11 protein-coding genes are annotated in these 13330 nt (G+C 72.4%); 1 reads left to right on the forward strand and 10 read right to left on the reverse strand.

Going from position 1 to position 13330, the window contains the following annotated elements; genetic code table 11:
- Positions 1-540: 540 nt before the first annotated feature.
- The 9 genes from Q1B24_RS18720 to argC all read right to left on the reverse strand — a co-directional run bounded on the left by Q1B24_RS18720 (position 541) and on the right by argC (position 9821).
- Entirely contained in the window at positions 541-1107 is a 567-nt protein-coding gene (locus Q1B24_RS18720; protein ID WP_299931534.1) for a DNA-3-methyladenine glycosylase, read from the reverse strand.
- Positions 1091-2548, reverse strand: a complete 1458-nt coding sequence (gene argH, locus Q1B24_RS18725) for an argininosuccinate lyase (protein ID WP_299931535.1) — start codon at positions 2546-2548, stop codon at positions 1091-1093. The genes Q1B24_RS18720 and argH overlap by 17 nt, the downstream gene beginning before the upstream one ends.
- The gene (gene argG, locus Q1B24_RS18730; protein ID WP_299931536.1) at positions 2548-3978 is read right to left on the reverse strand and encodes an argininosuccinate synthase; all 1431 of its coding nucleotides are present in this window, start codon (positions 3976-3978) and stop codon (positions 2548-2550) included. The genes argH and argG overlap by 1 nt, the downstream gene beginning before the upstream one ends.
- On the reverse strand, positions 3975-4532 hold the full coding sequence (locus Q1B24_RS18735; RefSeq protein WP_299931537.1) for an arginine repressor: 558 nt from the start codon (positions 4530-4532) through the stop codon (positions 3975-3977). Before Q1B24_RS18735 ends, argG begins: the two co-directional genes overlap by 4 nt.
- Complete coding sequence (gene argF / locus Q1B24_RS18740; protein WP_299931538.1) at positions 4529-5455, reverse strand: ornithine carbamoyltransferase; 927 nt, start codon at positions 5453-5455, stop codon at positions 4529-4531. The genes Q1B24_RS18735 and argF overlap by 4 nt, the downstream gene beginning before the upstream one ends.
- A 61-nt stretch (positions 5456-5516) precedes the next feature.
- Positions 5517-6707, reverse strand: a complete 1191-nt coding sequence (locus tag Q1B24_RS18745) for an acetylornithine transaminase (RefSeq protein ID WP_299931539.1) — start codon at positions 6705-6707, stop codon at positions 5517-5519.
- Complete coding sequence (gene argB, locus Q1B24_RS18750; protein WP_299931540.1) at positions 6704-7636, reverse strand: acetylglutamate kinase; 933 nt, start codon at positions 7634-7636, stop codon at positions 6704-6706. Before argB ends, Q1B24_RS18745 begins: the two co-directional genes overlap by 4 nt.
- Positions 7637-7644: 8 nt before the next feature.
- The gene (argJ, locus tag Q1B24_RS18755) at positions 7645-8796 is read right to left on the reverse strand and encodes a bifunctional glutamate N-acetyltransferase/amino-acid acetyltransferase ArgJ (protein WP_299931541.1); all 1152 of its coding nucleotides are present in this window, start codon (positions 8794-8796) and stop codon (positions 7645-7647) included.
- Positions 8793-9821 carry an N-acetyl-gamma-glutamyl-phosphate reductase gene (gene argC, locus Q1B24_RS18760; RefSeq protein ID WP_299931542.1) on the reverse strand — a complete coding sequence of 343 codons (1029 nt, stop codon included), beginning with the start codon at positions 9819-9821 and terminating at the stop codon, positions 8793-8795. Before argC ends, argJ begins: the two co-directional genes overlap by 4 nt.
- A 91-nt stretch (positions 9822-9912) precedes the next feature.
- Between argC and Q1B24_RS18765 the strand changes: the two genes are divergently transcribed.
- Positions 9913-10728 carry a maleylpyruvate isomerase family mycothiol-dependent enzyme gene (locus tag Q1B24_RS18765; protein WP_299931543.1) on the forward strand — a complete coding sequence of 272 codons (816 nt, stop codon included), beginning with the start codon at positions 9913-9915 and terminating at the stop codon, positions 10726-10728.
- Between the two features lie 88 nt (positions 10729-10816).
- On the opposite strand, the gene pheT is transcribed toward Q1B24_RS18765, so the two are convergent.
- Positions 10817-13324: a phenylalanine--tRNA ligase subunit beta gene (gene pheT / locus Q1B24_RS18770; protein ID WP_299931544.1), complete on the reverse strand. Its 2508-nt coding sequence runs from the start codon at positions 13322-13324 to the stop codon at positions 10817-10819.
- Positions 13325-13330: the final 6 nt, after the last annotated feature.

Consider the following 13330-nt stretch of genomic DNA (forward strand, 5'->3'; position numbering starts at 1 on the left):
TTAAGCACGCCGCCAGCGTTCGTCCTGAGCCAGGATCAAACTCTCCATCGAAAAACATCAACCCCCACCACCCCAAAGAGCAGCAGAAGCGACAATCAACAAGAGCCACATCCATGACTGAACAAAACTAGCGAAAGACACCCCAACCCAAAGGCCAGGGCATCAGCCAGAATCATTGTCAAAGAAACCGCGACACCACACCCACCAACCCCAAAAGAGCCGGCGAGCAAACATGATGTCAACGGGGCATAACAAACTAATTCGTCGACTAATCAAACACACTGTTGAGTTCTCAAGAATCAGACGCACCCGATCCTCGCCGGTTGAGCCGGTTCGGTCGCGGGGCAACCTGCAGAAACTTACCGGGCGCTCCATCCCGCGTCAAACTCGGCGGAACTTCGTGCTTCGGTGGTCGCAGCTGGTCTCCGCTCCGTCTGGCCTTCTGGCCAGGAGCGGCGCCGCTTGCGGCGACAGGAAGAACATTAGACCTTCCTCCCGGACCATGCAAAACCGGGGGTGCCCTCAACGCATACGTGCAGGTCAGCGGCCTGCGCGGCGTCGCGGCGCGGCCGGCCGGTAGGTGCTGACCGTCGGGTCGTCGGTGATCCAGAAGCGCCACGGACGGTCGGCTGCGAGCCGCAGACCGACCCGCGGACCGGTGCTCAGGGCCGTCACAGGCTCCCCCGCGACGAGCTCGGGGCGCATCCCGTTGTGCGAGAGGTCGATGCCGAGCACGCGGCACAGCCGCGCGGGACCGCGGGCAAGGTCGCGGTCCGTGCTCGCGGGACGGCGCTCGCGGGCGACGTCGAGGCCGGCCACCACCTCGCCCGCTCGGAGCAGGACCGCCCCCGGGTCTCCCTCGGGACCGGTGACCAGGTTGGCGCAGAAATGCATCCCGTAGACGAAGTAGACGTACAGGTGTCCGGGGGGACCGAACATCACCGCGTTGCGCGCCGTCTGCCCCCGGTGCGCGTGGGAGCCCGGGTCGAGCGGGCCGGCGTACGCCTCGACCTCGGTGAGCCGGACCGAGACCCCGCCGTGCGTGAGGACCGCGCCGAGCAGGCGGGGCGCGACCTCGAGCGGGTCTCCCTCAGCCCAGTCGGTCACGGTGCCCGGTGGTGGCGTCGCGCACCTCGTCGAGCTGGACGCGCACGCGCTCGGGCGCGGTGCCGCCTCGGCCGGACCGGGATGCGACCGACCCCTCCACGGTGAGGACGGCACGCACGTCGGGCGTCAGGGCCGGCGAGATGGCGGCCAGCTGCTCGTCGGTGAGGTCGGGGAGGTCGCAGCCGAGCTGCTCGCAGCGGCGTACGCAGGCACCGGCGACCTCGTGGGCGTCACGGAAGGGGACGCCCTCGCGCACCAGCCACTCGGCCACGTCGGTCGCGAGCGAGAAGCCCTGCGGCGCGAGCTCGGCCATCCGCGCGCTGTCGAAGGTCAGCGTCGCGACCATGCCCGTCATCGCCGGCAGCAGGACCTCGAGGGTGCGCACCGAGTCGAAGACCGGCTCCTTGTCCTCCTGCAGGTCGCGGTTGTAGGCCAGCGGGAGACCCTTGAGGGTCGCCATCAGTCCCGAGAGGTTGCCGATCAGCCGGCCCGACTTGCCGCGTGCGAGCTCGGCGATGTCGGGGTTCTTCTTCTGCGGCATGATGCTCGACCCGGTCGACCAGGAGTCGTGCAGCGTCGCGAAGCCGAACTCCCGGGTCGTCCAGAGGATGACCTCCTCGGCCAGCCGCGAGAGGTCGACGCCCACCTGGGCGGTCACGAAGGCGAACTCGGCCGCGAAGTCGCGCGAGGACGTGCCGTCGATGGAGTTGGCCGACGACCCGGTGAACCCGAGCTCCGCGGCGACCGCCTCCGGGTCGAGGCCGAGCGTCTGGCCGGCCAGGGCACCGGAGCCGTACGGCGAGTCGCCGGCCACGCGTGCGTCCCAGTCGCGCAGCCGGTCGACGTCGCGCAGCAGCGGCCACGCGTGCGCCAGCAGGTGGTGCGCCAGGAGCACGGGCTGGGCGTGCTGGAGGTGCGTACGCCCCGGCATCACGGTCTCCGCACCCGGGACGAGGTGCTCCCCCGCCTGCCCGGCGAGCACGTCGACCAGGTCGAGCACCTGGCCGGCGATCGTGCGCGCGTGGTCGCGCAGGTAGGCCCGGAAGAGGGTCGCCACCTGGTCGTTGCGCGAGCGTCCGGCGCGGAGCCGGCCACCGACCTCGGGTCCGACCTCGTCCAGCAGCAGGCGCTCGAGGGCGCCGTGGACGTCCTCGTCGGTGGGCGCCGGGAGCAGGTCGCCGGCGTCGTACCTCTCCCCCAGCACCGTCAGTCCGCGTAGCAGCTCGGCGTGGTCGGTGTCGGTCAGCAGGCCGGCGCGGTGCAGCGCGTTGGCGTGGGCGCGGGAACCGGCGAGGTCGTAGGGCGTCAGCTGCCAGTCGAAGTGGGTCGAGCGCGACAGCTCCTGCAGCTCGGGCGAGGGCCCGCTCGCGAAGCGTCCGCCCCACAGCGAGCCCTCGTTGGTGCTGCCGCCGCCCGTCGGTGTGCCGGTCAGGTCAGCCATCAGTCGGTCCCGAACTCCATCGCTGCGTGCTCCAGTGCGGACTCGTCGGCCGTCGCGGCGGCCGGGTTGTCGGTGATCTTGTCGTAGCCGCCGGCCTCGATGGCACCGTAGAGCGTGCCGTTCTCGACGAGCACCTGGCCCTGGTCGAGCGGCTGGGCGGCGTAGAGCTCGAGCTTGGCCCGCGAGTCGGCGATGTCGAGGTTGCGCATGGTGAGCTGGCCGATCCGGTCCGTGGGGCCGAAGGCGGCGTTGTCGGTGCGCTCCATCGAGAGCTTGTCGGGGTGGTAGGAGAACGCCGGACCGTCGGTGCGCAGCACCGAGTAGTCCTCGCCGCGCCGGAGCCGCAGCGTCACCTCGCCGGTGACGAGCGAGGCGATCCAACGCTGGATCGACTCGCGGATCATCAGCGCCTGGGGGTCGAGCCAGCGGCCCTCGTAGAGCAGCCGACCGAGCTTGCGGCCCTCGTTGTGGTACTGCGCGACGGTGTCCTCGTTGTGGATGGCGTTGACGAGCCGCTCGTAGGCGCTGAACAGCAGCGCCATCGCCGGCGCCTCGTAGATGCCGCGGGACTTCGCCTCGATGATCCGGTTCTCGATCTGGTCGGACATGCCCAGCCCGTGGCGACCGCCGATCGCGTTGGCCTCGTGGACCAGCGCGACCGGGTCGTCGTACTGCGTGCCGTTGATGGCGACCGGCCGGCCCTGGTCGAAGCGGACGGTGACGTCCTCGGCCTCGATGGCGACCGAGGGGTCCCAGAACTTCACGCCCATGATCGGGTCCACGGTCTCGAGGGAGACGTCGAGGTGCTCGAGGGTCTTGGCCTCGTGGGTGGCGCCCCAGATGTTGGCGTCGGTCGAGTAGGCCGTCTCCTGGCTGTCCCGGTAGGGCAGGCCGTGCTCGGTCAGCCAGGCGCTCATCTCGTGGCGACCGCCGAGCTCGTGCACGAAGTCGGCGTCGAGCCAGGGCTTGTAGATGCGCAGGTCGGGGTTGGCGAGCAGGCCGTAGCGGTAGAACCGCTCGATGTCGTTGCCCTTGAAGGTCGACCCGTCGCCCCAGATGTTGACGCCGTCCTCGTGCATGGCGCGCACCAGCATGGTGCCGGTGACGGCTCGCCCGAGCGGCGTGGTGTTGAAGTAGACCCGGCCGCCGGAGCGGATGTGGAAGGCGCCGCACGCCAGGGCGGCGAGGCCCTCCTCGACCAGCTGCGTCTTGCAGTCGACCGCGCGGGCGAGCTCGGCGCCGTACTGCAGGGCACGTGAGGGCACGCCGGAGATGTCGGGCTCGTCGTACTGCCCGATGTCGGCGGTGTAGGTGCACGGGACCGCGCCCTTGTCGCGCATCCAGGCGACCGCCACCGAGGTGTCGAGGCCGCCGGAGAACGCGATGCCGACGCGCTCGCCGACCGGGAGGGAGGTGAGGACCTTGCTCACTGGGAGTCCTTTGCAGTGGTGGTGTTCGGGGAAGGGGTGGGGGTGTGCCTGACGTCGTTGGCCAGGTCGAGGAACCGCTGGGCGAGGGCGTCGCCGCCGGCGGGGTCGCGGCCGATGACGAGGAGCGTGTCGTCCCCGGCGATCGTGCCGAGGATGTCACCGAGGTCGGCCTTGTCGAAGGCGCTGGCGAGGAACTGGGCGGCGCCGGGCGGGGTCCGGAGGACGACGAGGTTGGCGCTCGCCTCGGCGCTCACGAGCAGCTCGGCGCAGAGGCGGGCCAGGCGGTCGCGGCCGGCGCCGCTCTCGCGCGGCGCGGAGACGCTGCGGTCGCCGCCCTCCCCCGGCACGGCGTAGACCAGGGCGCCGTCGGCGCTGCGCACCTTGACGGCGTCGAGCTCGACGAGGTCGCGGCTCAGCGTGGCCTGGGTGACGCGGACGCCGTGGTCGCCGAGGAGGTCGGCCAGCTCGGTCTGGGAGCGCACCGGGTGGGCCGTCACGATGTCGATGATCCGCTGGTGGCGCGCGCTCTTGGTCAGCGGGGTCATGGCGCTCATGCGGAGTGCTCCAGCAGCCAGGTCAGCACCGCCTTCTGCGCGTGCCGGCGGTTCTCGGCCTCGTCCCAGACGACCGAGTGCGGTCCCTCGATGACCTCCTCGGAGATCTCCTTCCCGCGGTAGGCCGGCAGGCAGTGCAGCACGATCGCGTCGGGCGCCGCGTGGGAGAGCAGGTCGTCGGTGACGCCGTAGGGCGGGAAGATCCGCAGCCGCTCCTCCGACTCCTCCTCGCGGCCCATGCTCACCCAGGAGTCGGTGACCACCACGTCGGCCCCGGCGGCCGCCTCGAGCGGGTCGGTCGTCAGGTCGATCGAGCCGCCGGTGTCCTGGGCGATCTCGCGGGCCCTGGCGACCACGTGGGCGTCGGGCGTGAACCCCTGGGGCGCGCCGACGACGACGTGCAGCCCCGCGGACGCGCCGGCGAGCACCCACGAGTTGCCCATGTTGCAGGCCCCGTCGCCGACGAACGCGACCCGGAGGCCGGCCAGCGTGCCCTTGTGCTCGCGCACCGTCTGGAGGTCCGCCAGGAGCTGGCACGGGTGGAACTCGTCGGTGAGCGCGTTGAGCACCGGGACACCGGCGTACGCCGCCATGGTGACCACGTCGGCCTGGTGGGCGGTGCGCCACACGACCGCTGCGGCCTGGCGGCCCAGGATGCGTGCGACGTCCTCGACGCCCTCGCGCGACCCCATCGCGGCGAGCCCGCCGTCGACGGTCATCGGGTTGCCACCGAGCTCGGCGATCCCGGCGGCGAAGGACACCTGCGTGCGCAGCGTCGGGCGGTCGAAGACCAGGGCGACGGTCCGGGGACCCGCGAGCGGCTTGTGGTCGAAGGGCTCGGCCTTCATCCGGTCGGCCAGGTCGAGGACCTCGACCAGCTCGGCGGGCGACAGGTCGTCGTCGCGGAGGAAGTGGCGGGTCATGCGGGGTCCCCGGGGCGTTGTTCGGAGGAGCGGAGCGGGGGAGAAGAACGTCGTGGGGTGCTCATGGGTTGACCTCCTGTGCGGCGGCGCGGGCGGTGTCGAGGATGACGGGCAGGGCGGCGTCGAGGGCGTCGAGGTCGGCGGCCGTGATCACCAGCGGTGGCACGAACCGCAGCCGGGTGGGACCGGTGGCATTGAGGATGAAGCCCGCCTCGCGTCCGGCTGCCACGGCCTGGGTGGCGTAGGGACCGTCGAGCTCGGCGCCCCGCATGAGCCCGGCACCCGTCACCTCGAGGACGCCGGGCTGCTTGCGCAGCAGCGCCTCGAGCTGGGCGCCTCGGTCGACCGCTGCCGCGATGAGGCCGTCGGCCTCGATCGTGTCGAGGACGGCCAGGGCGGCTGCCGTCGCGACCGGGTTGCCGCCGAAGGTGGTGCCGTGGTTGCCCGGCTGCAGCAGCGCCGCCGCCGCTCCCCGCGCGACCGTGGCGCCGATGGGGATGCCGCCGCCGAGTCCCTTGGCCAGGGTGACGACGTCGGGGCGCACCCCGTCGACCAGCTGGTGGGCGAACCACGCACCGGTGCGGGCGATGCCCGTCTGCACCTCGTCGAGCCACAGCAGCGCGCCGTGGTCGTGGGCGATCCGCTGGGCGGCGGCGAGGTAGTCGGCCGACGGCACGACGACGCCGGCCTCGCCCTGCATCGGCTCCAGGACGATCGCGGCGACGGTGTCGTCGACAGCGGCCTCGAGCGCGGCCACGTCGTCGTACGGCACGAAGGTGACGTCACCGGGCAGGGGCTCGAAGGGCTCGCGGTAGCCGGCCTTGGAGGTCAGCGCGAGGGCCCCCATCGTGCGGCCGTGGAAGGACCCCTCGGCCGCGACGAGCCGGGTGCGGCCGGTGCGGCGGGTGAGCTTGAGCGCCGCCTCGTTGGCCTCGGCACCGGAGTTGCTGAAGAACACGCGGGCGTCGTCGGACCAGCCGAGGAGGCCGACCAGCCGTTCGGCGAGGGCGACCTGCGGCTCGGTGGCGAAGAAGTTGGAGACGTGGCCGAGCGTCCTCAGCTGGTGGGTCACGGCCTCGACGAGGGCTGGGTGCGCGTGGCCGAGGGCGTTGACGGCGATCCCGCCGAGCAGGTCGACGTACTCCTTGCCGTCGGTGTCCCACACGTGTGCTCCCTCGCCGCGGGCGAGGGCGAGGGCGGGCGGGCCGAAGGTGTTCATCACCGCACCGGCATAGCGCTCCTGGATGCTCATGCCTGGTCCTCGCTGCCGTAGGGCTTGCGCATCCGGGTCGCGACGCCCGGCAGCACCTGCGTGCCGACGCCCTCGTCGGTGAAGATCTCGAGCAGCACGGAGTGCGGTTCGCGTCCGTCGACGACCGTCGCGCGCGGGACTCCCCCGGTGACCGCCTCGTAGCAGGCCCGCATCTTCGGGACCATGCCGGCGTCGAGGCTGGGCAGCAGCTCCCCCAGCGCCTCGGGGCTGATCTCCTGGATGAGGTCGTCGGAGTTGCCGTAGTCGCGGTAGAGGCCCTCGACGTCGGTGAGGACCAGCAGCTTCTCGGCACCCAGCGCGACCGCGAGCGCCGCGGCAGCGGTGTCGGCGTTGACGTTGTGGACCACGCCGTCGACGTCGGGCGCCACCGAGCTGACCACCGGCACCCGACCGGCCTCGATGAGGTCGAGGACGGCCTCGGGGCGGACCTCGGCGACCTCGCCCACCAGGCCGAGGTCGACCTCGGCGCCGTCGACGATGGTGCTGGTGGGCACGGCCCGGAACAGGCCCGCGTCCTCGCCCGACAGGCCGACGGCCAGGGCACCGTGCTGGTTGATGAGGCCGACGAGCTCGCGCTGCACCTGGCCGACGAGCACCATCCGGACGACGTCCATCGCCTCGGGCGTGGTCACGCGCAGCCCGCCGCGGAACTCCGACTCGATGCCGAGCTTGTCGAGCATCCGGGAGATCTGCGGGCCGCCGCCGTGGACGACGACGGGCTTGAACCCGGCGAAGCGGAGGAAGGCGATGTCCTCGGCGAAGGCGACCTTGAGGGACTCGTCGGTCATCGCGTTGCCGCCGTACTTCACCACGATCGTGCGCCCGTGGTAGCGCTTGAGCCAGGGCAGCGCGGCGGCGAGGGTGCGGGCCTTGGCGGGGTCGGGGCGGCGGGGGTTCTGGTTCGTCATCTCGTCACTCATGAGCTGTAGGCGCTGTTCTCGTGGACGTAGGCGTGGGTGAGGTCGTTGGTCCAGACGGTTGCGCGGGCGTCGCCGGACTTGAGGTCGATGGTGACGCTGACCTCGCGGCCCGTGAGGTCGACGGACGCCGGGTCCTCGGCGGGGGTGGACTGCCGGCACACCCAGACGCCGTTCATCGCGACGTCGAGGTCGGCCGGGTCGAACTGGGCCTGGGTGGTGCCGATGGAGGCGAGCACCCGTCCCCAATTGGGGTCGTTGCCGAAGACAGCGGCCTTGAACAGGTTGCTGCGGGCCACGCTGCGGCTCACCTCGACCGCCTCGTCCTCCGTCGCTGCGTGCAGCGTCGTGATGGCGATCTCGTGGTCGGCGCCCTCGGCGTCCTTGAGCAGCTGCATGGCGAGGTCGGTGCAGGCCTGGGTGAGCGCGGCGGTGAAGTCCTCCGGCGTCGGGGTGATCCCGCTCGCCCCGCTCGCCATCACGGTGACGGTGTCGTTGGTGGACATGCAGCCGTCGGAGTCGAGCCGGTCGAAGCTGACCCGGGTCGCGGCCCGGAGCGCGGCGTCGAGCTCGGCGGCGGGCACGACGGCGTCGGTGGTCAGCACGACGAGCATGGTGGCGAGCTGCGGCGCGAGCATGCCGGCGCCCTTGGCCATCCCGCCGATCGACCAGCCCGCGCCCTCGACGACGGTGCTCTTGCTGACCGAGTCGGTGGTCATGATCGCCTCGGCGGCGCTCTGGCCACCGTCGGCGGACAGCGCAGCGGTCGCAGCCTCGACGCCCGCGAGCAGGTCGTCGCGGTCGTTGGCGAGGCCGATGAGCCCGGTGGAGCACACCACGACGTCGATCGCGCCGATGCCCAGGCCTTCGGCGACCTTCTCGGCCACGGCGTGGGTCGTCTGGAAGCCCTCCGGACCGGTGTAGCAGTTGGCGCCGCCCGAGTTGAGGACCACCGCGCGCACGACGCCGTCCTTGACGACCTCCTGGCTCCACAGGATCGGGTTGGCCTTGCAACGGTTGGCGGTGAAGACGGTGGCGGAGTCGAAGGTGGGGCCCTGGTTGACGACGAGGGCGAGGTCCTTGCCGCCGCTCGTCTTGAGCCCGGCTTCGACACCGGAGGCGGTGAAGCCGCTGGGGTGGGTGACGCTCATGGTGCGATTCCGATCGTGGTGAGCCCGGCGGCCTCGTCGAGGCCCAGGGCGAGGTTCATGCACTGGACGGCGGCGCCGGCGGTGCCCTTGGCGAGGTTGTCGACCACGGCCACCGCCACGAGTCGTCGTACGCGCTCGTCGATCGTGACCTGCACCTGCACCGCGTTGGAGCCGAGGACGGACTGCGTCTGCGGCCACTGCCCCTCGGGCAGCAGGTGCACGAACGGCTCGGGGTCGTACGCCGTCGCGTAGGCGTCGCGGACCTGGGCGGGGGTGACCCCGTCGAGCAGGGGCGCCTGGACGGTGGCGAGGATGCCGCGCGACATCGGCACGAGGAGCGGCGTGAAACCCACCCGCACCGGCGCGCCGTGGACGCCGCCGAGGTTCTGGACGATCTCCGGGGTGTGCCGGTGCGCGCCGCCGACGCCGTAGGCGCTGGCGTTGCCCATGACCTCGCTGCCGAGCAGGTGCGGCTTGGCGGCCTTGCCCGCGCCGCTGGTGCCGGAGGCGGCGACGACGGTGACGTCGGGCTCGACAAGGCCTGCCGCGAGGGCGGGGACGATCGCCAGGGTGGAGACGGTGGGGTAGCAGCCGGGGACGGCGATGCGCCGCGCGCCGCGCAGCAGCTCGCGCTGTCCCGGCAGCTCGGGCAGGCCGTAGGGCCACGAGCCGGCGTGGTCGCCGCCGTAGAACGCCTCCCACTCCCCCGGGTCGGTCAGCCGGAAGTCGGCTCCGCAGTCGATGACCACGGTGTCGTCGCCGAGGCCCCGGGCGATGGCGGCCGACTGGCCGTGCGGCAGGCCGAGGACCACGACGTCGTGGCCGGCGAGCGTCTCCACGGTCGTGTCCGCCAGCACCCGGTCGGCCAGCGGCAGCAGGTGCGGCTGGAGGGAGCCGAGCCGCTCCCCGGCGTTGGAGCCGGCGGTGAGCGTGCCGATCTCGACGCCCGGGTGGCCCAGGAGCAGGCGCAGGACCTCACCCCCGGCGTACCCACTGGCTCCGGCGACGGCGACTGATGCGGTCATGTGCATGACTATACATAGGACTGCATGTATGCGACGACTCGGGTCCGACAATGCGAGGCGGAGCGTCGGTCGTCTCCCCTACGGTGCACGGGTGACCTCACTCCACACCCGTCTGGCACCCGATGTCCACCTCGAGCACCTGCGCGCCGAGTCCGCCCGATTCCGTGACGTGCTCGCCGCCTGCGACCCGGCAGCCCGGGTGCCGGCCTGCCCCGACTGGGACGCCGCCGACCTGCTGTGGCACCTCGCCACCGTGCAGCGGTGGTGGACCGAGGTGCTGGCGGCCCGGCCCGGCCACCCCGAGGAGATCGAACCACCCCGGCCCGAGGCGTACGACGACCTGCTGCGCACCTACGACGACTGGTCGGCCGGCCTGGCCGCTGCCCTCGAGGGCGCGGACCCGCAGGAGGAGGCGTGGAACTGGTCCGACGACCACACCGTCGGGTTCATCCTGCGCCGGCAGGCCCACGAGGCGCTCGTCCACCGCGTCGACGCCGAGCAGGCCGCCGGCGTGGCGAGCGAGGTCGACGCGCGGCTGGCCGCGGACGGGGTGCACGAGTGCCTCGACGTGATGTACGGCGGGATGCCGCCGTGGGGCGTGTGGGAGCCCGGCGAGGGTCTGGTGCGGGTCGACATCACCGACACCGGTGTCTCGTTCTGGCTGCAGTTCGGCACCTTCTCCGGCACCAGCCCCGACAGCGGAACGTCGTACGCCGACGAGGAGGACTTCCACGTCGTGCCGGCACCCGACGACACCGAGGTCGAGCCGGACGTGGTGGTCGACGGGCCGGCGGCGGCCCTCGACCTGTGGCTGTGGAACCGCGCGGGCGACGAGGACATCGCCGTCGCCGGGGACCGGGGCGTCCTCGATCGGTTCACCGCGATCGTGGCGTCGCCGATCGACTGAGGGGCGCGACGCGCAGCGACCCGTGGACGGTGGAGCGTGCGGCCGGTAGGTCGGGCCGTACGCTCCACCGTCGCGCGGAGCTGACTGCTCAGGCGCGCTGGACGGCGCCGGTGCGCTCGGCCGCGCGGGCGACCGCAGCGTCGCGGGCCGCCGCCGCCTCACCCTCCTTGAGCGTGCGGTCCGCCGCGCGGAACCGCAGGGCGTAGGCGAGGGACTTCTTGCCCTCGCCGACCTGGTCGCCGGTGTAGACGTCGAAGAGCCGGATCGACTCCAGCAGCTCACCGGCACCCTCGCGCAGCGCGGTCTCGACGTCCGCGGCCGGCACCGAGGCATCGACGACCAGCGCGACGTCCTCCTTCGCGACCGGGTAGGACGAGAAGGTCGGCGCCGTGCGCAGGTGCACCGCCCGCGCGATCAGGAGGTCGAGGTCGACCTCCGCGGCGACGGTGCGCTTCGGCAGGCCGAAGGCCTGGCACACGGTGGGGTGCACCTCGCCGGCGTGCCCGACCACCTCGCCGGCGACCGACAGCTCGGCACAGCGGCCGGGGTGCCAGGGGGCCAGCTCGACCGCGGAGGCGGTGACCTCGAGACCGAGCGCGTCGGCGACCGAGCGGACCGCGTCGACCGCGTCGGACCAGGAGACCGGACGCGCCTCGCCCCACCAGCCGCCCGCGACCGCGTCGCCTGCGGCGACGACGGCGAGGTGCAGCGGCTGGGCGGGCAGGGCGGCGTCGAGCGCCTCGAGCTCGGCGTCGGTGGGACGCCGGTCGACCGGCAGGATCGCCGCCGGCCCGGCGTGGCGGGGCAGTGTGACGGTGCCGGTCTCGAAGATCGCGACGTCGGTCGTGCCGTGACCGACGTTCTTGCCGGCCGCGCGCAGGATGCCCGGCAGGAGCGTCGAGGTCATGAACCCGGCCTCGGTGTTGAGCGGGTTGGACAGCCGGAGCAGGTCGCGGCGCGGGTCGTCGGCTGCGAGCCCCAGCGCGTCGAGGTCGGCCTCACCCACGAACGGGAAGCTCACCACCTCGACGTAGCCCTCGCCTGCGAGCGTGCGCCCGACGCGGCGCCGCAGCTGCTGCGAGCGGGTCAGGCCGCGCCCGGACGGCGGCGTGGGAAGGACCGACGGCACCTTGTCGTAGCCGACGAGGCGGACGACCTCCTCGGAGAAGTCCTGGGCGTCGGTGAGGTCGGGACGCCAGGGGGGCGGGGTCACCGACAGCGTCCCCGAGCCGCTGACGTCGCAGCCGACCGCGCGCAGGCACTCGACGGACTGCTCCTCGGTGATCGGCATGCCCGACACCCGGGCGGCCAGGTCGCCCGCGACCTCGACGACCGGCATGGCCGGCGGGGTGCCGACGACCGTGACGCCGGGGTGGGCGGTGCCGCCGCCGTGCTCGACGAGGAGCTCGACGACCCGGTCGGCCGCGGCCTCGCAGATCGTCGGGTCGACCCCGCGCTCGTTGCGCTTGCCGGCCTCGGAGGTGATCTTGTGCCGGCGTCCGGTGCGGTACATCGACACCGCGTCCCAGTGGGCCGACTCGACGAGGATCGACGTGGTGGTGCCGGAGATCTCGGTCGTCTCGCCGCCCATCACGCCGCCGAGCCCGATGATCCCGGAGTCGTCCGTCACGACGAGGTCGCCCGGGTCGAGCGTGCGGGCCGTGCCGTCGAGGGTGGTGAGCTTCTCGCCCTCGCGCGCCCGACGTACGACGATCGCGCCCTGCAACGTGTCGGCGTCGTAGCCGTGGATCGGGCGGCCGGTCTCGAGCATCACGTAGTTGGTGACGTCGACGGCGAGCGAGATGGGCCGCATCCCGGCCGCGGTGATGCGCTGGACCATGAAGTCCGGCGTCGCGGCCGCGGGGTCGAACCCGTCGACCCGCCGGGCCACGAACACCGGGCATCCCTCGGCGTCCTCGACGACCACGGGGTGGCCCTCGTCGTTGGCCGCCGGGGTGTCGCGCAGGGTCGGGTCACGGAAGCCGCTCGCCCCCTCGACCGAGACGAGCACCTCGCGGGCGATGCCGCGCAAGGACAACGCGTAGGCCCGGTCGGGGTTGACCTCGAACTCGATGGTCTCCTCGTCGAGCCCGAGCACGGGACGGACGTCCTGGCCGGGCTCGCCGGCGTCGGGCGGCAGCACGATGATGCCGTCGTGGTCCTCACCGAGGCCGAGCTCGCGGGCCGAGCAGATCATGCCGGCGGAGAGGTGGCCGTAGGTCTTGCGGGCGCCGATCTCGAAGCCGCCGGGGAGCACGCCGCCGGGCAGCACCGTGACGACGAGGTCGCCGGGTGCGAAGTTGTGGGCCCCGCAGACGATGCCCACCCCACCAGACTGCTCGCCGGTGCCGTGGGCAGCATTCAGCTCAGCACCGACGTCGACGGTGCACCAGTTGATGGTCTTGCCGTTCTTCTGCGGCTCCGGCTCCATCGTGAGGACGCGGCCGATCACCAGCGGACCGGTGATCTCGCGGCCGGGGCTGACGATCGCCTCGAGCTTGAGGCCGGTCAGCGTGAGCCGGTCGGTGATCTCCTCGGTGGTGGTGCCCGCGGGTACGTCGACGAGGTCCAGGATCCAGGACAGGGGTGCCTTCATCGGTCG

The sequence above is a fragment of the uncultured Nocardioides sp. genome (genome assembly GCF_947488025.1).
In the GTDB taxonomy this organism is placed as follows: Bacteria; Actinomycetota; Actinomycetes; order Propionibacteriales; family Nocardioidaceae; genus Nocardioides.